Consider the following 19,522-nt stretch of genomic DNA (forward strand, 5'->3'; position numbering starts at 1 on the left):
CTCCCAGCAAAGACGCCACGAGCACCACGATGCACAAGAGGCCCAACACCTCCAAGTAGTCCTGGGACGACACGTCTGACGGCGAGTTGCGCAAGGTCAGCGAACAACTCACCAGCATGCGGGCTCCGATGAAATGGAGCACGGCCACCGCGAGCACCCAACCCAGGCCCAAGAGCAACATGGACAGGGAGTCGACCTTGATGGCGGCGAAAACCGCGAGGCCCAAACCCATGACCGCGGCAGCGGCAGCGGCGAAACCACTCAGTTGCATCAGGCCTCGTTCAGCCGCCATGAATGCGGGCACGCCAAACAGCTGGCGAAACAACGCGATCAGTTGAGCCACGCAGCGGTCGCTCAAAGTCATCGGGTTCATGCAGTCTCCTGGGTGGGGTGGCAAGCGCCCCAATGTGCGACGTTGGCGCGCGACGAGCCGACCGTGTTTACGCGCAGACGCCGGCTGCGCGTGGGCCGAAAGTCACGCCTTCGTCGGGTTCCGTCGGGGTCAAGCCTTGAGCAACTCCGCCTTGCCCCCCAGCCAGCGCTGCACGTGCGCCTGCGCCGCTTGGGGGTGCTCGCGCAACAGCGCGGGGGCTTGGGCGCGGGCGGCCACCAGCAGGGGCGCGTCGTCTTGCAGGTCGGCAAAGCGCAGCAGGTCGGCGCCGCTTTGGCGGTGGCCCATGAACTCGCCCGGGCCGCGGATGGCGAGGTCGCGGCGGGCGATTTCGAAGCCGTCGGTCGTCTCGGCCATGGCCTTCAGGCGCTCGCGGCCGCTTTCGCTCAAGGGGCCGCTGTAGAGCAGCACGCACACGCTGGCCTGCGCGCCACGCCCCACGCGCCCGCGCAGCTGGTGCAGCTGCGCCAGGCCGAAACGCTCGGCGTGCTCGATGACCATCAGCGTGGCGTTGGGCACGTCCACGCCCACCTCGATCACGGTGGTGGCCACCAGCAGCGGCAGCTCGTTGGCCGAGAAGCGCGCCATCACCGCCGCCTTCTCGTCGGCCTTGAGCCGCCCGTGCAGCAGGCCCACGCGCTCGGGGCCGAGCAGGTCGGCCAGCTCGGCGTGCGTCACGGTGGCGGCCTGCAGGTCGCTCTCTTCGCTTTCCTCGATCAGCGGGCAGACCCAGTAGACCTGCTTGCCGGCGTCGATCTCGTGCGCGATGCGCTCGATCACCTCCTCGCGCTTGCCCATGCCGAACACCTTGGTGACGATGGGCGAGCGCCCCGGCGGCAGCTCGTCCAGCGTGCTCACGTCCAGGTCGGCGTAGTAGCTCATGGCCAGGGTGCGCGGGATGGGCGTGGCGCTCATCATCAGCAGGTGCGGCTCCAGGCCGCGCTCGGCCAGCTTGCGGCGCAAGGCCAGGCGCTGGGCCACGCCGAAGCGGTGCTGCTCGTCCACGATGGCCAGGCCCAGGCGGTCGAACTGCACCTTGTCTTCGATGACGGCGTGCGTGCCCACCACCAGCTGCGCCTCGCCGTTGGCGGCCTCAAGCAGCAGGCCCTCGCGCTTCTTGCCCTTCACGCTGCCGGTGATCCAGGCCACGCGCACGCCCAGGGGTTCCAGCCAGCCCACCAGCTTGCGCAGGTGCTGCTCGGCCAGCAGCTCGGTGGGCGCCATCAACGCGCACTGCCAGCCGGCGTCGATGCACACGGCCGCGGCCAGGGCGGCCACCACGGTTTTGCCCGAGCCCACGTCGCCCTGCAGCAGGCGGTGCATGGGCTGGGCTTGGCCCAGGTCGGTCGCGATTTCTTCGGCCACGCGCTGCTGCGCGCCCGTCAGCGCAAAGGGCAACGCCGCCAGCAGGCGCTCCACCAGGCCGCGGCCGCGCAATTCGGGCGCGCGGTGCTGGGCGCGCAGGGCCTTGCTTTGCAGTTGGCTCAGCTGCTGGGCCAGCAGCTCTTCGAACTTCAGGCGCTGCCACGCCGGGTGGGTGTGTTCTTGCAGCTGCTGCTGCGGCACGCTGGGCGGTGGGTGGTGCAGCAGGGTCAGGGCCTCGCGCAGCGGTGGCAGGCCCGCGGGCACGCATCCGGGCGGCAGCAGCTCGTGCAGGGGCGCGCGTGGCAGCGCGGCCTCGATGGCCTTGCGCAGGTAGGCCTGCGGCAGGCCGGCCCCGGCGGGGTACACGGGCGTGAGCGCGGCGGCCAGCGGCGTGTCCGGCTCCACGGCCTTGAAGGTCGGGTGCACCATCTCGCGGCCGAACAGGCCGCCCTTGAGCTCGCCGCGCACGCGAACGCGCCGGCCTTCGCTCAGCGTCTTTTGGTGCGAGGGGTAGAAGTGCAAAAAGCGCAGCAGCACGGTCTGGCCGTCGTCGTCGCGCAGGCTCACCAGCAGCTGGCGGCGGCGGCGCACTTCCACGCGGCTGTCGCTCACCGTGGCTTCGAACTGCACGGTGTCGCCGGGGCGCGCTTGCGCCAAGCGCACGAGGCGGGTTTCGTCCTCGTAGCGCAGGGGCAGGTGCAGGGCCAGGTCGATGGGCAGGATCAGGCCCAGGCGCTCCATCGCCCGCCGCGGGCCCGAGGGCGGGGTGGCAGTGGGCTGGCGAGCCTGGGGCGGGGGCAGCGGGGCGTCCGGCATGGCCCAGCATTGTGACGAAACTGGATGCCCATCCAGCTCAGGGCCGCGGCCCGGTCATTCGACCGCGGGCGGCTCGTTCTCGGCCTGCCGCTGCGGCTCCACGGCGCGCAGGATTTCGGCCAACACCGAGGTCGCGTACGTGCCCGCCGGCAGGAAGAAGGAGAGCACCAGCTGGTCGGCCTGCGGCCATTCCCAAGCCAGATCCGCCGGGCGCGCCACCAAAGAGCGACGTTCCTGCTCCAAGCCGGCATGTTCCAGCCCGTCGCACAGGCTGGCGTGGCGCTCGGCCACGGCGTGCTCCAGCGCCTGGGCCCGGTCGGTGCTCGTCACGCGCCCCCGGCCCCAGAGCGGCCCCGTGGGCAGGCCCGCTGCGTCTAGCATGTCGCCGGGCAAGGTCTGGCCCCACAGCCGCTGCTGGATGCGCAGTGCCAGCACCTCGTTGAAGACGAAGGAGCGCACCGCCGACAGGTAGAGGCCCTTCTTCTTCGGGTTGCGCACGCGGATCTCGCGCGCCAGCATGGCCCGGCCTTGCTCGACGTTGCCGCCCTCAAACCCAAAGCGCTGCGGGCCGAAGTAGTTGGGCACGCCCTGCGCCGCGACGGCCTGCAGGTTGGCCTCGATGGCGCCGCGGTCGCCCATCACGTCCCGCAGCACGATGCGAAAGCGGTTGCCCTGCAGGTCGCCGGGGCGCAGCTTTTTCAGGTGGCGGCTTTGGCTCAGCACCCGAAATTCCGGGTGCTGCAACTGGGTCAGGTCGGGCGCCTCGCCCTTTGGGAAGTAAAGGCTGAACCCCTGGCGGGTGAGGGCGTAGCGGTCCTTCAAGCCGGCATAGCCCACGTCCCAGTCCTTCACCCCGGCGGCCGCGGCCAACTGCTGCGCCACGAAAGCGGTGTTGGCCCCGTTCTTCTCCACCTCCAACCAGAGGTGCTCGCCCGCGCCCGAGGGCGGCTGCAGCGGAAGTTCGGTCACGACGAAGTCTTCTTTGAACTGCTTCAACGTGGCGCTGGCGCCGGTGGGCGGGTAGGCGGGGGGGCAGTGCGGCAAGGTCGGGGTGGGGGCGTCGGTCATGGGCAGCCTTGGAAGGGCCAGCTGGGGAGAGGGCCGCCTGAACGGGCATGAGCAGACCCAGGCCTCATTTTCTTCGGGCTCGCTGCCCTGAACCGGCCCCCATGAAAAAGGCCCCCGTAGGGGCCTGGCGTGGACGCGCGGTTTAGGCGCTTCACTCGCCCTCGGCGGTCTCTTCTTCCACCGGCGCCGGCTCTGCCGGAGGCGGCGTGAGGCCGGGCAGGGGCACGGGCTTGCCGTTCAACAGGGCTTGACCCTTGGCCAGTTCGATGGTGGCCTTCAGGCTTTGGCCTTCTTGGCGGATGAATCCGCGATCCACGCCTTGCGCCACCATGGCGTCCATCATCTGGGGCGGTTGCTTGAACACCTTGGCCAACTCTTGCAGGAAACCGGTCGAAGTCTCGACCATGGCATTGAGCTTGACCTTTTGCATCAGGCCCGGTTGAAAGCCAGCCTTGAGTTCTTCAGCAGTCACCCCCTGGGCGCCCACGGCGTAGCTGAGCAGGGCCTTCTTGCCTTCCAAGGTGACGCTGAGCTCATCCAGGCTGAACTCAGGGTTGCTGGGCAGCAGGGCCATCAGGTCGCTTTGCATGTCGGCCAGTTGGCGTTGCATCGCCAGTGCCGCGGGTTCACTGGGGTTGTCGCAACTCAGGCGGGGTTGCATGGCGTTCTTGACCAAGCGCGCGTAGGCCTCGGCGTTCAGGTTCTTGAGCGATGCCTTCATGACCAGCTCTTGGAACTTGGTGCCCGCCACCTCGAGCTGTCCAGTCATGGTCGATTGGGCGCTGTACAGGCCGTCCTTCACCGCCCCCTGCGAGCCCATTTTGAGGTTGCTCATCAGCAGGAGAGGCTGAGCGCCACCCTGCGGCGCCTTGAGTTCAAAGCGCTCGATCACGCCATCGGCCTGCGTGCCCATGGCGTACCAATGCGGGGCTTGGCCCTGGGCTGAGCCTTTGAGACCCGCCAGAACCATGGAGGTGCCTCGGCCGTCTTGCAGTTCGTAGCCTTGCACGTCGTAGCGCAGCGTGGTGTCGCCGTGGGACGACGACTTCAGCTGCAGGTTCAGGGGCTTCAGGCTGATTTGGGTGTTGGAGTTCGCGTCCTTGGCGGTGAAACCGTCCGAGCGCAGGTCGGTGTGCGTGCCGCCGCCGAAGCCGGCGATGGTGACCATCTCAAAGGGCAGCTCTTCAGTGCCGATGACTTCCTTCAGCTTGGCGCGGGCATCGCTGTCCAGCACCAAGCGGGTGGTGACGCGCGCCGCGCCCACGCTGCGGAAACCCGGGAAGGGCCCGTGCTGGATGTCCTGCTGCACGGTCAAGCGGGGTGCCGGCTTGCCCTCGGTGGAGCAACCCCATTCCACCGACATGGTCCTGGTGGCGCCGAAGAAGCTCTTGCGGTATTCGCTGTTGACGACCTTGAGCAGTCCTGTGCTGTCCAAAGCCTCGCCCAGCGGACCTTGGGTTTCTAGCTTGGCTTGGACCCGCTGGCCAAGGACGACGGTGCCTGCCGCCCAACTGACGATGACGACGGCCACGGCGGCGCCGACTTTGGTGAGGGTGTTCATAGAGTTCCTGAGGGCCGATGAAGCGCTGGCCGAGCGCCAGCGCATCCATTGTGCTCAAGCCCGGCAAGCCGGCCGCCCAGGGCGGGGGCGAGTCGTGAAAGATTCATCCAAGCCGGGGCTTGGAGGTTGCGCAAAGGCTACGAAAGCGCCGACTCCAAGGTGCGCCGCCAGGCCTGGGCTGAGCGCTGCGGTCGCTCGGTGGACAGGAAGGCCGACACCATGAGGGCGTTGCGGGGCGTGGCCACACCCACCCGGCGCCCCAGCCGCACCACGGCGCCGCACAGGGCGTCGATTTCGGGCACGCGTCCGCGGGCCACGTCGTCGGCCATGCTGCTGCGCGCTTGGGCATCGATGCGCAACATGCGCGCGGCGGCCCGTCGAAACAGCCAATTGTGTGTTCGCAGCAGGGTTGGCAGGGCGGCCGGTGGCAAGGGGGTCAGCCGAGCGAGCGACTGTCCGGCACGGTCCAGCACGGCCAGGGCCTCTTCCATCAAGGCCGCGGTGCAGGCGCGCCAGTCTCGATCCAGCAGTTGCTCGCGCAGCGGCAAGCCGGAGAGGGCATTGATGGGGTTGTTGAGGTTCAGCAGCAGCTTGGCCCATTGCACGGCGGCCATGTCGTCGCGCAGGTGCAGGGGCAGGCCAGCGCGCGAAAAAACCCCCTGCCAAGCCTGCAAGCTGGCATCGTTGTCTGCCAGCAGCGCCCCGCTGGTGCCCTGGTGGAGCCGGCCTGGTGCCGGCTGGGACACGTTGAACGGCACCATGCCCGCCACGGCGATCAACTCCGGGGCGTTGGCGCGAAGGGTGCCCATGTTGTCGACGCCGTTTTGAAAGGAAAGCACCCGACTGCCGCCCTTCAATCGCTCGGCCAGTTGGCGCGCTGCACCGGCGGTGTCAGCGCTCTTGACGCACAGCAGTACCAAGGCTGGTTCGCCCTCAGCGGGCAGCGTGGTGTGCCATGACACGGTGTCCAAGCGGCCCTGAAAGCCATCCAGGTCGGTGAGCGTCAGGCCATGGGCGGCCAAGGTCTCGCCGAATGAGCGACGACCGATGAAGTGCACCTGGCAGCCGGCCAAAGCGAGCCGGCCGCCGAGGTACGTCCCGACGAGGCCTGCGCCCAGCACCCAGACGGGGCCGGGTGCTTGGACGGAGCTCACGCCGTTTGCGCGGGTGGACCCGAGCGGGTGGGGCCCACGCGGGACTCGATGTCGGCCAGCAGCTTCTTGCCCCATCCCACCATGAAGAGCGCTTCGGCCACGACGAACATGGGGCCCACGAGCAAGCCCACCAGGTCGTCCACGAATGCCGGCTTGCGTCCCTCGTACTTGTGACCCACGAACTGGATGATCCAGCCCAGCACGAAGGCGCCCACGCCCCAGGCCAGCCAAGAGGTGGTGCTGCCCGCGGCCAGCGGCAGCGCCAGCAGCATCAGCACGCCGTTGACGACGCTGGTGGCCAAGCCCAGGATGAACTCGTCGCGCGTGAGGTACCAGAGGGTGGCCAGCAGCCACAGCGCGTGGATGGGGCTCCAGGTCCAGCCCCCGAGCTCGACCATCGGGCGGGCCAAGAGCACGCACACGGCGAACACGATCATGGGGATGCCGATGAAGTGCGTGGCGATGTTGCGCGTGTCACGGTGGTACGCGGCATACATGCTCATCAGGTCGATGGCGGGTCGGAACAAGCTGCTCATCGGTCGATCTCCAAAGGTTGATGGAGCCGATGCTAGGCCGTTGTGTTCCGCCTGTCTGTCAGGGCTTTGACACCTCCGCCTGCCGGTGGCGCCAGGCCCGCGCCACGTAGCGCGCGGGGTCCACGGCGTCGATCAAGCTGCGCTCCACCGGCGCCGGCAGCCCCAAGGCGAGGGCGGCAGCCAGTTCGCCAGCCAAGCTGCTGGATGTGATGCCGCGCGATGCCAGGGCCCCGCAGACCAGCAGGCCCGGGCGGCGGGCCCAGGCACTGGGTTGGGAGGCTCGGATGGGCGGTGCTTGGTCGGGGTCGACCACGCCCCCCACGATGGGGAGCCGATCGGGTGCCAACAAGCGCCAAGCCACCCGCCCCTGCGTGGGATTGAGGCCTGGGGGCGCCCCGCACAGGCGCCGCCAGTGGGCTGCGTTGGCTTCGTGGTCCTCCGGCCGGCAGCCTGGTTCGGGGTCATGGTCATGGCTCGTGGCCCCCAGGAGCAGTCGTCCGTCGGGCAAGGGCAGGGCGTAGCCGCCCGCGGCCACGGGCTGGCGGGGTCGGACCGCCAGCGCAGCTTGCTGTGGGTCCAGCCAACTGAGTTGGCCGCGCTGCGGCGTGAGCAAGCGGGCCAAGGCCGGGTCCCAGCGGGCCAGCAACTGCGGCAGGGCCGCACCCGTTGCCAGCACCAGGAGGTCGGCGCGCGCCTTCTCTGCGCCGTGGTGGGCCACGGCCCAACCGGTTTCGGTGGTGGCCAGTGTGTCCACTGGGCTGTTCAGTCGCACGTCCAGGTCGCGCAAATGGTGCGCAACGAGTTCGGCCGGGGGCAGTGCGCCTCCGCCGGGGTAGAACCAAGCCGCACCGGGCAGGGGCAGACCTGTCGCGGCGTGGACGGCGTGCGCATCCAGGGCTTGCACGTAATCCGTGGGCAGACCCAAGGTGTCGATGAGGGATTGCAGGCGCTGCCAGGGTTCGTCGGGCGCCCAGCGCATCAAGCCATCCAACCGCCAACTCAAAACAGCGCTTGCCAGGGTGTGCCGCAAATGCAGGGCGGCGCAGCGGTTCCAGCGTGCATGCGGTCCATCGTCAGCATGCACCGTGCCGTGGAACAGGCCGCCCGGGTTGCCGCTGGCGCCCGCCGCCAGGTGCGGAGCCGCATCCATCACCAGCACGCGAAGGCCCTGCTGGTGCAGGGCGCGGGCGCACGCGGCGCCAGCCAAGCCGGCACCCAGCACGATGGCACTGCGCGCACCGGGCGCCACAGCGCGCCGACCGATCGGCGGCCTGGGCTGGTGGCGGGGGGTGAAGACACGGGCGCCGATGTCCCCCGTCAGGGGCTCGAAGCCGTGACGTTCGCAGCCGGTCAGCCGGTTCGGTTCGCCCACCAGCCGTGCGCCGGGGTTCGCCATGCGGGCCAGGGCTGGCCAGAGGCCCTCAGGACATTCATCGTGATCGTCGACCACGAAGCTGTCGACTCCGGCTTGCCATTCGCTCATCTGCTCGGTGAGCGGCGCCATCGCCACGGTGACCGTCAAGCCGCCGCCATCCAGCGCCAGACGATGCCAGCCCGGGGTGACTGGCGGCCATGATTGCGCCAAGAGGTCACCCCAGGCCGGAGGGTGAGCCCGTCGCCAGTCCTCAGCCGTGAGCGGGCGTGGCGCCATGATCAACACTTGCAGGCGCTGGGGGCGTCGAAGGTCAGCGCGCCACAGCTGCCAAGCGGCCACCAAGGCGTGCCCCAAACCCAGGCCCACCAGCATCAGGGTGTGCTGGGGCTGCTGGGACCAGCGCCGCGGCAGATCCAGTCCTTGCGACATCCTTTGCTGCGCGGTGGCGCACAAGCGAGCAAGGTCCAGGCGGCCCGACGGCCCAACCTGGGGGTGCTGGGGATCGCTCCAGTCGATTTCGACGGGCGTGAGGCGAGGCTTTCTCATGGCGGCATGATCGGGCATGGACTCTGCCTTCCGCCCTCTGGCCGGCTGCCGCATCGTCAGCCTGGCGCTCAACATCCCGGGCCCGGTTGCTCTGGCCGATTGCCGTGCGCTCGGTGCGCGCTGCCACAAGGTCGAGCCGCCTTCGGGCGATTTGGTGCAGCGTGTGGCGCCGGCCCTGTACGCCGCCTTGCACCGGGGGGTGAAGGTGCGAACCCTCGACCTCAAAGATGCAGCCTGCCAGCGCGCCCTGCACCGATCGCTGGCAACCGCCGACGTGCTGATCACCGCCTTTCGACCGCAAGCGCTTGCGCGCATGGGCTTGGACTGGGCTGCCCTGCGTAAGCGCCACCCTCAGTTGTGGCAGGTGGCCATCCAAGGCTCGGCCGACCCCGCCCATGTCGACGATGCCGGCCACGATCTCACGTACCAGGCCGCGCACGGCTTGCTCACGCCAGGGCACCTGCCCACCACCTTGCTGGCTGACATGGCCGGCGCCCAGGCGGTGGTGCTGGCGGTGTTGCAAGCGGCTTTGGGGCGAACGCAGGGTGTCGGCCCACGGAGGTTGGTCGTCGGCCTGGGCGATGTCGCCGAGCGCATGGCGGCGCCGCTGCGCTGGGGGTTGACGGCGCCGGGCGCACTGCTGGGTGGCGGGCACGCTGGGTATCAGGTCTTGCGTGCGCGAGACGGATGGGTCGCGCTGGCGGCCCTGGAGCCGCATTTCGGCGCCCGGCTCGCGGCCCTGGCCGGGCTCGGAGCGTGTCCCGACTGGGGTCACCCAGCCACCCGAGACGCCGTTGCGGCCTGGGCGGCGGCGCACGAGGTGGCTGCACTGGCGAGATTGGCGCAGGCGCACGACCTGCCCTTGGTGGTTTGCCCCCTGGTGGGTGGTGGGCGCACTGCCTAGCATGCGGCCATGAGTGCCCCCAGTGACAGCCCCGCCGCTCGGCTTCAGGTTCGTTTGCGCAGGCTGACCTGGCGCGAGCCTTTTCGTTGGTTGTCCCTGGGCTGGCGCGACTTCCTGCGCGCCCCGTTCATGGGGCTTTTTTTCGGCAGCTGCTTCATGGTGATGGGCTGGGCGCTGCTGAAGGTGTACGAAGCCGCTCCGGCCTACCTGTTGGCCCTGGCGGCCGGCTTCCTGCTGGTGGGGCCTGTGCTGTTTTTGGGGCTCTACCGCATCAGCCAGGTGCTGGAGCGGGGCGAACGCCCCGATTTCGGCGACGCCTTGTTGGCCTTCGAGAGCCGCATCGGCCCGCTGGCCTTGTTCGGATTGGTGCTTTTGGTGCTGGAGATGATTTGGGGGCGCGCTTCGCTGGTCATTTTTGCCGTCAGCTTCGACGGCATGCCGGATTTCAAAGGCTCGATCACGGCCCTGCTCAACCCCGAGAACCTGAGCTTCATCGTGGCCTACATCGCGGTGGGCGGGGTGTTCGCTGGCTTGATCTATGCGGTCAGCGCGGTTTCCATCCCCATGCTGCTGGACCAGCCCGTGGACGCCGTGACAGCCGCCCTCACCAGCTTGAAGCTGGTGCTGGCGCAGCCCGGCGTGATGTTGTGCTGGGGCGCTTGCATTGCCCTGCTGGTGGGCTTGGCCATGCTGCCCTGGTTCGTGGGGTTGCCCCTGGTGGCGCCGGTCATCGGCCATGCGAGCTGGCACGCTTACCGAGCGGCGGTGCAGGTCGATGCGGTTGCGGCTGACGCCGCCCCGACTTAACGCGCCAGCGCGTCGGATCGCAGCCGGGTTACGCCCGGTGGGGCCTTCTTCAGCGCGGACCACAAGGCGTGCGCCACGCGTTCGGCAGCGATGGGCCGCCAACGCAAGGGCACCCAACGGCCGAGCCAAGGGGACATTCGCTGGGCCAACGATTCCCCAGGGCGCCGGGGTTGGCCCAGGCTCTGGCGCTCGCCCAGCAAAAGCGAGGGTTGCGCGATGACGAGGCACTCGAAACCCAAGGCCGCCACGGCGGCCTCGGCCTCACCCTTGACGCGGTTGTAAAACACGCGAGAGGCCGGGTCGGCGCCCATCGCCGACACCAGCCCGAAGCGGCGAGCGCCCGCGCGGCGGGCGGCTTGCGCCACGCTGAGCACCGCCTCCAGATCCACGGCACGGAAGGCCTCGCGCGAGCCGGCCACCGCCAGCGTGGTGCCCAGTGCACAAACGGCGGTGTCGATCGCCGGCAGAGCTTCGGGCAGCGGCCAGGGCAGCGGGTGGGCGCCGGGCAGTGGATTCAAGCCGGGCAGCGGCCGCCGCAGGGGCAGCCAAAGCGTTCCGTCGCTGGGCAAGTCGGCACTGATGCAGCGCGCCAAGTGCCCGCCCACCAACCCCGACGCGCCGGCCAGCAGCACGTGGCGGGGCATGGCGCCCAGGTCAGGCTTTGTGGCCGCCACGGCGGGGTCCGCCCAGCAAAGCGGCGGGACGACCCGAACCGCTGCCACCGCCGCCCGACGAGGGCCGCGCCGCGCGAGCGCCCTCAGCGTTCGCCTGCGGCCGGGCACCGCCTTGCCCGCTGCCTTGGGCCGGTTTGGGGCTGTTGCCGCGGTGCGCGGGTGACCGACCACCATCGCGCCTCGGTGTGTGTCCGTCCCGCGGCGGTCGAGCTCCGCCGCCCCCACCCGAGCGGGCGGGGCCGCGAACGCCGATGGTTTGACGCCCGATTTGGATGGGTTCGGCGCGCTCGGTGCTCGGCACCTCAAAACCTGCCATCACCTCGCGCGGCAGGCTACGCTTGATGAGCTTCTCGATGTCCTTCAGAAACAGCTCTTCGTCAGGACAGACCAAGCTGACGGCCTCGCCTTCGCAGCCCGCGCGGCCGGTGCGCCCAATGCGGTGCACGTAGTCTTCCGGCACATTGGGCAGCTCGTAATTGACGACGTGAGGCAACTCGTCGATGTCGATCCCGCGTGCGGCAATGTCCGTGGCCACCAGCACTTGCAAGGTGCCGGCCTTGAACTCGCTCAGGGCCTTGGTGCGGGCACCCTGGCTCTTGTTGCCATGGATGGCCATGGCGCTGATGTCCTGCTTGTTCAGGAACTCAGCCAGACGGTTGGCGCCGTGCTTCATGCGCGTGAACACCAGCACTTGGTGCCAGTCGTGACGGCGGATGAGCTCGGCCAGCAAATCCTTCTTGCGCTCACGGCCGGTCCAGTACACCTTCTGAGCCACCGTGTCGGCGGTCGCATTGCGGCGAGCCACTTCGATGAGCTGGGGCGACTTCAGCAGGCGATCGGCCAAGGCCTTGATGTCGTCGCTGAAGGTGGCACTGAACAAAAGACTTTGCTTGCTGCTGGGCAACAGCGCCAACACCTTCTTGATGTCGTGGATGAAGCCCATATCCAACATGCGATCGGCTTCGTCCAGCACCAGGATCTCGACCTTGGACAGGTCAAGGTGGCCTTGTTGTTGGATGTCCAGCAGCCGACCCGGCGTGGCCACGAGGATGTCCACCCCTCGGCGCAGGGCGTTGATTTGGGGCTGCATGCCCACGCCGCCAAACATCACAGTGCTGTTGAGCGGCAGGTGGCGCCCGTAAGCGCGGATGTTTTCTTCCACTTGCGCGGCCAGTTCCCGCGTGGGGGTCATCACCAGGGCGCGAACCGCTCGTCTGGCGCCGGCCGCAGGGGGTTTGCCCATCAGGCGGTGCAGCATCGGCAGGGTAAAGCCGGCGGTCTTGCCCGTGCCCGTTTGGGCGCCGGCCAGCAAGTCGCCGCCGGTGAGCACCATGGGAATGGCTTGTTGTTGGATGGGGGTCGGGGTTTCGTAGCCCTGTTCGCGCACCGCGCGCAGGATCGGCTCGGCCAAGCCGAGATCAGCAAAATTCATGAGGAGTGGGAGCCCGCTTCTGACGGGCGATGCACCGATCACCGGCTGCCAAGAGCACGGTGCCGTCACGGCGGCGCTGGGGAACGATGAACTGCAGACTGCCGGCACGACCCAGACGGCTGGAGGCCGTGCACAGGGGGCAGTGTAGGCGAGCGAGGGTCTGCCCGTAGGCGGCCCCTCGCACGAGCGCCGGTAGAGTCCGGGGGTTTAGGAGTGAGGCCGGGACCCGATGGTGCAGCAGTTGAAGCATTGGTGGAGCGATACACGGCGCCTGTGGTCGGCCACGGATGTGGAGAGCTCCGAGGTGCGAGCGCGGCACATCAAAGCCATGCTGGCGACCACGCCCTGGACCATGCTGGCCAGCGCCATCAACCTGGGCCTGTGCGCCTGGGTGTTGAGCGGCCACGCTCAGACGGTGACCTTGATCGTTTGGGCCTTGGCGGTTCTGGCGATGACCGTGGCGGGTTGGGTGGGTTGTTTGCGCATCCAGCAGAGCCACTTGCTGGCTGTCGGTCCGGGCACCGTGCGGGCCGCCACGGTGCATGCGCTGTTGCTGGGCGCCGTCTGGGGGGCGATGCCCATGCTGTGGTTCCCTCACGCTGAGTCAGGGCTGCAGATGCTGATCGCAGTCTTGGTCACGGGCCTTACCTGCGCCGGGGCCCTGGCTTTGACCATGGTGCCTCCGGCCGCGTTGACCTACACCTTCATCATGGCTGGCTTGTCGATTGGGGCGCTGGTGCGCGACGGCGGCCCCTACACCGGGGTGATCCAGGTGCTGATGGTGCTGTACGCCATCGTGCTCGCTGTCGTGGTGTTGGCCGTGTCGCGGCTGTTCACCCAGCGTCTGTACTCAGAGCGCGATGCGTCGCGCCAATCCGAGTTGGTGGGCTTGCTGCTGCGCGATTTCGAAGAGTCGACAGCCGACGTGCTCTGGGAGGTTGACCGCCAGGGTCGTTTTGTGCAGCCCTCTGAGCGCTTGGCCACCCTGTTCGAGCGGCCCTTGCGATCCATGGCCCAACTGCAGTTCTTGCCGGCCCTCTTGTCCATGCAGGTCGAGGGTTCCCGGGGTGGGGGGCGCCTAAAGGCGGCGTTGGATGCCGGCGATGCTTTCCGCGACCAAGTCGTGCGCGTGACCACCGCCCAGGGGCCCCGTTGGTGGTCCATCACGGCCAAGCCGCTGTTGGACGAGCAAGGCTTGCCTCGCGGGTGGCGGGGCGTGTTGAGCGACGTGACCAGCGAGCGTCAGTCCAACCAGCACTTGGCCTTCCTGGCCCATTTCGATTCCCTGACGGGCTTGGCCAACCGCGTCAGCGTTCGCAATCGCCTGGCCAAGGCGGTCGAGAAGAAGGCGCAGGACGGCCGCTTCAGTGCGCTCCTGTGTCTCGATCTTGACAACTTCAAGATGATCAATGACTCCCATGGCCACAGCGTCGGAGACGCGGTGCTGCAGGAAGTCGGTCGCCGCTTGCGCAAGCAATCCCGGAAAAGCAGCCTTTGCGGGCGCTTGGGGGGCGATGAGTTTGCGGTCGTGGTCGATGACATCGAAGACCGCCAGGAGGTGCTCACCTTGGCCGACCGTTTGGTGGTCAGCATGCGGGCCCCGTGTGCGACTGGCGGCTTGACGCTCAACACCGGCGTCAGCGTCGGCGTGGCCTTCTTGCCGGAGCACGCCAACACCGTCGACGAGGCCCTGGTGGCCGCCGACTTGGCGCTGTACGAAGCCAAAGCCGCCGGCCGAGGCCGAGTCGTGGTGTTCTCGCCCGAACTGGGCAAGAGCCAAAAGCGGCGTCTGACGCTCGAGCGCGAACTGCGCGAAGCCTTGCTGCGCGATCAATTCGAGGTGCTGTACCAGCCCCAGGTGGACATCCAGTCGTGGCGCATCGTGGGCGCCGAAGCGCTGCTGCGCTGGCACCACCCCGAGCTCGGCGCCGTGTCGCCGGTCGAGTTCATCCCGCTGGCCGAAGACTCGGGCTTGATCAACAACATGGGCGCCTGGGTGCTGGACCGCGCATGCGCCGACATTCGCGGCCCCCTGGCGGGCCTGCGCGTGGCCGTGAACTGCTCGGCCATCCAGTTGCAGCGTCCGCGTTTTGTGGACGAATTGGATCACCTCATGCGCACCCACGGGGTGCCGCATGGCGCACTGGAGATCGAGGTCACCGAATCCTTGCTGATGGAAAACCTCTCCACAGCTCTGGAAAACCTCAATGCGATCAAAGAGTTGGGTGTTCGGGTGGCGCTCGACGACTTCGGTACGGGGTACTCGTCGCTGGCTTACCTGCGGCGGTTCCCGTTCGACAAGCTGAAGATTGACCGGGCATTCATCCGCGAGCTCATGACCACCAGCGACGCACGCCACATCGTGCGAACGATTTTGAGTTTGGCCAAGATCCTCAAGATGGACACCCTGGCAGAGGGCGTGGAGGAGCCCGCCCAGCTCGAGGTGTTGGCCCGTCATGGATGCTCGGGCATCCAGGGCTTCTTGGTGGCCCGTCCGATGACGGCCAACGAGTTGGCGGCCATGGTGCGCGGCTGGGTTCCGATGCGGCACGTGGTGGGCTTGGATGAACTGCCCGAATCGTTCTCGGCGCCCCTGACCGACCGCGGCCACTGAGCCTGGAATCTGTGGCTCCTTCAGGGCCACAGCGGAGCCTCCCTGGATAATCGACGTTTTGCTCCGTTGTCCACTGCAACGGCGGTCTCTCATTTGCTGGTCCTCACATGGCTCAATACGTTTTCACGATGAACCGCGTCACCAAGACGGTGCCGCCCAAACGTCAGATCCTCAAGGAGGTGTCGCTGTCCTTCTTCCCCGGCGCCAAGATCGGCGTGTTGGGCTTGAACGGCGCGGGCAAGTCGACCGTGCTCAAGATCATGGCGGGCATCGACAAGGAGTTCGAGGGCGAGGCCTATCCAATGCCGGGCATCAAGATCGGCTTCTTGCCTCAGGAGCCGCAAATCAATCCCGATCAGACGGTGCGCGAGGCCGTGGAAGAAGGCGTGGGCGGCACCTTGGCTGCCAAGAAGCGCTTGGACGAGGTGTATGCCGCCTACGCCGAGCCCGATGCCGACTTTGATAAGTGGGCGGCCGAGCAGGCCGAACTCGAAGCCATCATCGCCGCCAGCGGCGGCGAAAACACCGACCTGCAACTGGAACTGGCCGCCGACGCGCTGCGCCTGCCGCCCTGGGACGCCAAGATCGGCAAGCTGTCGGGCGGCGAAAAGCGCCGCGTGGCCTTGTGCCGCCTGCTGCTCTCCAAGCCCGACATGCTGCTGCTCGACGAGCCGACCAACCACTTGGACGCCGAGTCGGTCGAGTGGCTGGAGCACTTCCTGCAGCGCTTTCCGGGCACCGTCGTGGCCGTCACCCACGACCGCTACTTCCTGGACAACGCCGCCGAATGGATCTTGGAGCTCGACCGCGGCCACGGCATCCCCTACAAGGGCAACTACACCGACTGGCTGGACCAAAAGGAAACGCGCCTGGAGCAGGAGCAGCGCCAGGAAGAGGCCCGCACCAAGGCGATGAAGGAGGAGCTGAAGTGGGTGCGCTCCAACGCCAAGGGGCGCCAAGCCAAGAGCAAGGCACGCTTGGCCCGCTTCGAAGAGTTGAGCGACGTCGATTACCAGCGCCGCAACGAAACCAACGAAATCTTCATCCCCGTCGCCGAGCGCCTGGGCAATGAGGTGATCGAGTTCAAGAACGTCACCAAGAGCTTCGGCGACCGCGTCTTGATCGACAACCTGTCGTTCAAGGTGCCCCCCGGCGCCATCGTGGGCATCATCGGCCCCAACGGCGCGGGCAAGTCGACCCTCTTCCGCATGATTCAGGGCGTCGAGCAGCCCGACAGCGGCGAGGTCCTGATCGGCAAGACGGCCAAACTGGCGTTTGTCGATCAAAGCCGTGAGAGCTTGGCGGGCGAAAAAACCGTCTGGGAAGACGTGTCGGGCGGCCTGGACAACATCGTGGTCGGCAAGTTCGTCATGCCCAGCCGCGCCTACCTGGGTCGCTTCAACTTCAAGGGCAACGACCAGCAAAAGCTGGTGGGCCAGTTGTCGGGCGGTGAGCGCGGCCGGCTGCATCTGGCCAAGACCCTGGCCAAGGGCGGGAACGTGCTGATGCTGGACGAGCCGTCCAACGACTTGGACGTTGAAACCCTGCGTGCGCTGGAAGAGGCCCTGTTGGAGTTCGGCGGCTCGGCCATGGTCATCAGCCACGACCGCTGGTTCCTGGATCGCATTTGCACCCACATCCTGGCGTGCGAGGGCGAGTCCCAGTGGTTCTTCTTCGATGGCAACTACAGCGAGTACGAGGCCGACAAGAAGAAGCGCTTGGGTGAGGAAGGCGCCCGCCCCAAGCGGGTGCGCTACAAGCCCATCGTGTGACGGGGACGGGGCCCGGATACGAAACTTTACGTGCCGGGCAAGCCCTCGAAACCCGGGCCCTCGACAGTGGCAGCATCCCCACCCAACCCCGGAGTGATGCCATGACACCCATTTCCGCTTTCAAATCGCTGGTGCTCGCTGGCGCCGTGGCGCTGGCGGCCGCGGCCCCTGGCGCGTTGGCCGGCCCGATGATGGGCGCGCCCGCGGGCCCGGGCATGGCCATGATGGACATGCTGGACGATGCTGGCGTTTCCGACGCCCAACGTCAGCAAATTCGGCAGATCCTGCGCGCAGCCCGGGAAGACTGGAAACAGCAGCAGGAGAAACAACAGGCACTGCGTCAACAGCAAACCAGACTCTGGGGAGCCCCCTCGCTCGACGCCCAGGCACTCGAAGGCGTGCGCCGGCAGCAGTCGGCGTTGCGCGAAGAGGCCAGCTTGCGCATGCACCGGGCGATGCTGGAGGTGGCCAAGGTCTTGACCCCTGAACAACGGGCCAAGATGGCCGAACGTGCCGCCAAGCGCGCCCAGCGCCTGCAAGAGCACCGGCGCGAGCGCTGGCAGCAGGGCGCTCCAGAGGGCATGAGGGAGCGCCGTGGCCAGCCTTGAAACGACAGGACGCGTGCAGGCCCAACTGCTGCTCGTCGACGATGACGCGCGCCTGGCCGACATGCTGGGCGGTTACTTGGGCAACGCGGGTTACCGCGTCACGGTCGCGCCCACGTTGGCCGTGGCGCGGCAAGTCCTGGCTGCCAAAGCCGCTCAACCCGACCTGGTCATCCTGGACCTGATGCTGCCCGATGGCGATGGGCTGGATTTCTGCCGCCACCTGCGGGCCGTGCCTGCAGCGGCGGGCCTGCCCGTGCTGATGCTCAGCGCCCGTGGCGAGCCGCTGGACCGCGTCATCGGCCTGGAATTGGGCGCCGACGACTACTTGGCCAAGCCCTTCGAGCCGCGTGAGCTGCTGGCGCGCGTCAAGGCCTTGCTGCGTCGGGGCGCTGGCGGTGCGGGGGCCGCTGCGACGCTTGAAGTGCTGCGTTTCGGGCGGCTGGAGATCGATCTGGGCGAACGCAGCGCCCGGCTCGACGGCCGCGATTGCGTGTTGACCAGCCACCAGTTCGAGTTGCTCGTGGTCATGGCGCGGCACGCGGGCCGGGTGATGAGCCGGGACCAAATCATGGACGCGCTCACGGGCCATCCGCTGGACGCCTTCGACCGCAGCATCGACGTGCACATCTCCCGCATCCGCGCCGCGATCGAAGACGATGCCAAGGCCCCCAAGCGCCTGCTCACCGTGCGCGGCGCGGGCTATGTGTTTGCCCGCAAGCAGGACGCCGACGGCGCGTGAAGTCGCTGTTCCTGCGCATTTACGTCACGGTCGTGGCCGTGTTGCTGGCCTTTGCCCTGCTGGCGGGCGCTTTGGCCCAGCGCCAGCTGGACAAAGAGCGGGCGGGCTTCGAAGCCCTGCAAGACGAACGTCTGCAAGGCATGGCCCAGCTGTTGCACCAAGCCTTGCCGCCTGCCTCGGCATCGGTGGCCGAACAGGCAGAGGCGCTGCGGCGGTGGAGCCTTCAGTTGCGCATGCCGCTGGCGCTGGAAGGGCCGGATGGCGAGCGCATCGCAGCCAGCCCATGGTTCGAGCGCCGCGAAGACCGCTTTCCCTTCCCGCCGGAGGTTTTGCCCATGCCCGACGGTCGCCGCTTGCTGCTGTTGCGCGCGCAGCGCAGCGCGGCACGGCTGTCGGGGGAGCGTGGGGGCGGGTCGGCGTGGCCGCGCAGCCCCGCTGGAGTCAACGCCGTGCTGATGTTGTTTGGCTTGCTGTTCGTGGGGGTCGCCGTTGGGGCCTACCCGGTGGTTCGTCAACTGACACGGCGCCTGGAAACGCTGAAGCAGGGCGTCGAACGCTTTGGGGCGGGCGAACTCGCCCATCGCGTGCAGTTGGCGGGACAGGACGAAGTGGCCGCGGTGGCCGCCAGCTTCAACGAAACGGCCGACCGGGTGGCGCAACTGCTCCAGTCGCACCAGAACTTGGTGGCCAATGCCAGCCATGAGCTCCGGTCGCCGCTGGCGCGCTTGCGCATGGCTCTGGCCATGCGTCCCGAGGTGGAGCGCGATCCCAAGCTCGAGGCCGAACTGCAGCGCAACCTCAGCGAACTCGACGGCCTGGTGGAGGAGTTGTTGATGTCGGCCCGCATGGAAGCCCTGGGTCAGCAAGCCCTGCGGCGCGAGCCCGTGGACCTGCTCGGCCTCGTGGCCGAAGAAGCCGCTCGGGTTGGCGTGGAGTTGGACGGCGTCGAAGGCGTGGGCCAACCGACGGTGTTGGGCGACGAGCGCTTGCTGCGCCGGGCGGTGCGCAACCTGCTGGAGAACGCGCGCCGCTACGGGGGCGATCGTCAGTCAGTGACCCTCGCGGCGGGTTCTGGGCGCGTGGACGTTCGCGTCGCCGACCGCGGACCAGGGGTGCCCGAGGGCCTGCGGGATCGCATCTTCGAGCCCTTTTTCCGCCTC

General features: G+C 68.0%; 16 protein-coding genes. 7 read left to right on the plus strand and 9 right to left on the minus strand.

Features of this window, described 5'->3' with window-relative positions; translation table 11 throughout:
- The 7 genes from O9335_RS10710 to mnmC form a co-directional block, all read right to left on the minus strand.
- Positions 1 to 373 (minus strand): hypothetical protein (locus O9335_RS10710; RefSeq protein ID WP_298387715.1); only part of this gene is annotated, 373 nt, incomplete at its 3' end.
- A gap of 129 nt (positions 374 to 502) precedes the next feature.
- Positions 503 to 2,572 (minus strand): ATP-dependent DNA helicase RecG, encoded by a 2,070-nt coding sequence (recG, locus tag O9335_RS10715; RefSeq protein ID WP_298387719.1) that lies wholly within the window; start codon positions 2,570 to 2,572, stop codon positions 503 to 505.
- A gap of 54 nt (positions 2,573 to 2,626) precedes the next feature.
- On the minus strand, positions 2,627 to 3,640 hold the full coding sequence (gene truD, locus O9335_RS10720; protein ID WP_298387722.1) for a tRNA pseudouridine(13) synthase TruD: 1,014 nt from the start codon (positions 3,638 to 3,640) through the stop codon (positions 2,627 to 2,629).
- Between the two features lie 151 nt (positions 3,641 to 3,791).
- The gene (locus tag O9335_RS10725; RefSeq protein ID WP_298387725.1) at positions 3,792 to 5,201 is read right to left on the minus strand and encodes a YdgA family protein; all 1,410 of its coding nucleotides are present in this window, start codon (positions 5,199 to 5,201) and stop codon (positions 3,792 to 3,794) included.
- Between the two features lie 137 nt (positions 5,202 to 5,338).
- A complete protein-coding gene (locus O9335_RS10730) occupies positions 5,339 to 6,355 on the minus strand; it encodes a 2-dehydropantoate 2-reductase (protein WP_298387728.1) in 1,017 nt (338 codons plus the stop codon).
- On the minus strand, positions 6,352 to 6,891 hold the full coding sequence (locus O9335_RS10735) for a DUF962 domain-containing protein (protein ID WP_298387731.1): 540 nt from the start codon (positions 6,889 to 6,891) through the stop codon (positions 6,352 to 6,354). The genes O9335_RS10730 and O9335_RS10735 overlap by 4 nt, the downstream gene beginning before the upstream one ends.
- Positions 6,892 to 6,949: 58 nt before the next feature.
- Entirely contained in the window at positions 6,950 to 8,812 is a 1,863-nt protein-coding gene (gene mnmC, locus O9335_RS10740) for an FAD-dependent 5-carboxymethylaminomethyl-2-thiouridine(34) oxidoreductase MnmC (protein WP_298387735.1), read from the minus strand.
- Positions 8,813 to 8,828: 16 nt separating this feature from the next.
- On the opposite strand from mnmC, the gene O9335_RS10745 reads away from it, so the two are divergent.
- Together O9335_RS10745 and O9335_RS10750 are read left to right on the plus strand one after the other, a co-directional pair.
- Positions 8,829 to 9,716, plus strand: a complete 888-nt coding sequence (locus O9335_RS10745; RefSeq protein WP_298387738.1) for a CoA transferase — start codon at positions 8,829 to 8,831, stop codon at positions 9,714 to 9,716.
- Positions 9,717 to 9,725: 9 nt separating this feature from the next.
- Entirely contained in the window at positions 9,726 to 10,523 is a 798-nt protein-coding gene (locus tag O9335_RS10750; RefSeq protein WP_298387741.1) for a DUF2189 domain-containing protein, read from the plus strand.
- On the opposite strand, the gene O9335_RS10755 is transcribed toward O9335_RS10750, so the two are convergent.
- Together O9335_RS10755 and O9335_RS10760 are read right to left on the minus strand one after the other, a co-directional pair.
- Positions 10,520 to 11,167, minus strand: a complete 648-nt coding sequence (locus O9335_RS10755; protein WP_298387744.1) for a hypothetical protein — start codon at positions 11,165 to 11,167, stop codon at positions 10,520 to 10,522. The two genes, O9335_RS10750 and O9335_RS10755, sit on opposite strands and share 4 nt — an antisense overlap.
- Positions 11,168 to 11,177: 10 nt before the next feature.
- Entirely contained in the window at positions 11,178 to 12,629 is a 1,452-nt protein-coding gene (locus O9335_RS10760; RefSeq protein ID WP_298387748.1) for a DEAD/DEAH box helicase, read from the minus strand.
- Positions 12,630 to 12,957: 328 nt separating this feature from the next.
- On the opposite strand from O9335_RS10760, the gene O9335_RS10765 reads away from it, so the two are divergent.
- From O9335_RS10765 to O9335_RS10785, 5 genes are all read left to right on the plus strand, one after another.
- The gene (locus tag O9335_RS10765) at positions 12,958 to 15,243 is read left to right on the plus strand and encodes an EAL domain-containing protein (RefSeq protein WP_298387753.1); all 2,286 of its coding nucleotides are present in this window, start codon (positions 12,958 to 12,960) and stop codon (positions 15,241 to 15,243) included.
- 107 nt (positions 15,244 to 15,350) lie between these two features.
- Entirely contained in the window at positions 15,351 to 17,015 is a 1,665-nt protein-coding gene (ettA, locus tag O9335_RS10770; protein ID WP_298387755.1) for an energy-dependent translational throttle protein EttA, read from the plus strand.
- 101 nt (positions 17,016 to 17,116) lie between these two features.
- Positions 17,117 to 17,623 carry a periplasmic heavy metal sensor gene (locus tag O9335_RS10775; RefSeq protein WP_298387757.1) on the plus strand — a complete coding sequence of 169 codons (507 nt, stop codon included), beginning with the start codon at positions 17,117 to 17,119 and terminating at the stop codon, positions 17,621 to 17,623.
- A gap of 13 nt (positions 17,624 to 17,636) precedes the next feature.
- A complete protein-coding gene (locus O9335_RS10780) occupies positions 17,637 to 18,362 on the plus strand; it encodes a response regulator transcription factor (protein ID WP_298387761.1) in 726 nt (241 codons plus the stop codon).
- A partial coding sequence (locus O9335_RS10785) for an ATP-binding protein (RefSeq protein ID WP_298387759.1) occupies positions 18,359 to 19,522 on the plus strand: 1,164 nt, incomplete at its 3' end. The genes O9335_RS10780 and O9335_RS10785, both read left to right, overlap by 4 nt.

Source organism: Inhella sp. (assembly GCF_027532025.1).
Taxonomy (GTDB): domain Bacteria; phylum Pseudomonadota; class Gammaproteobacteria; order Burkholderiales; family Burkholderiaceae_C; genus Inhella.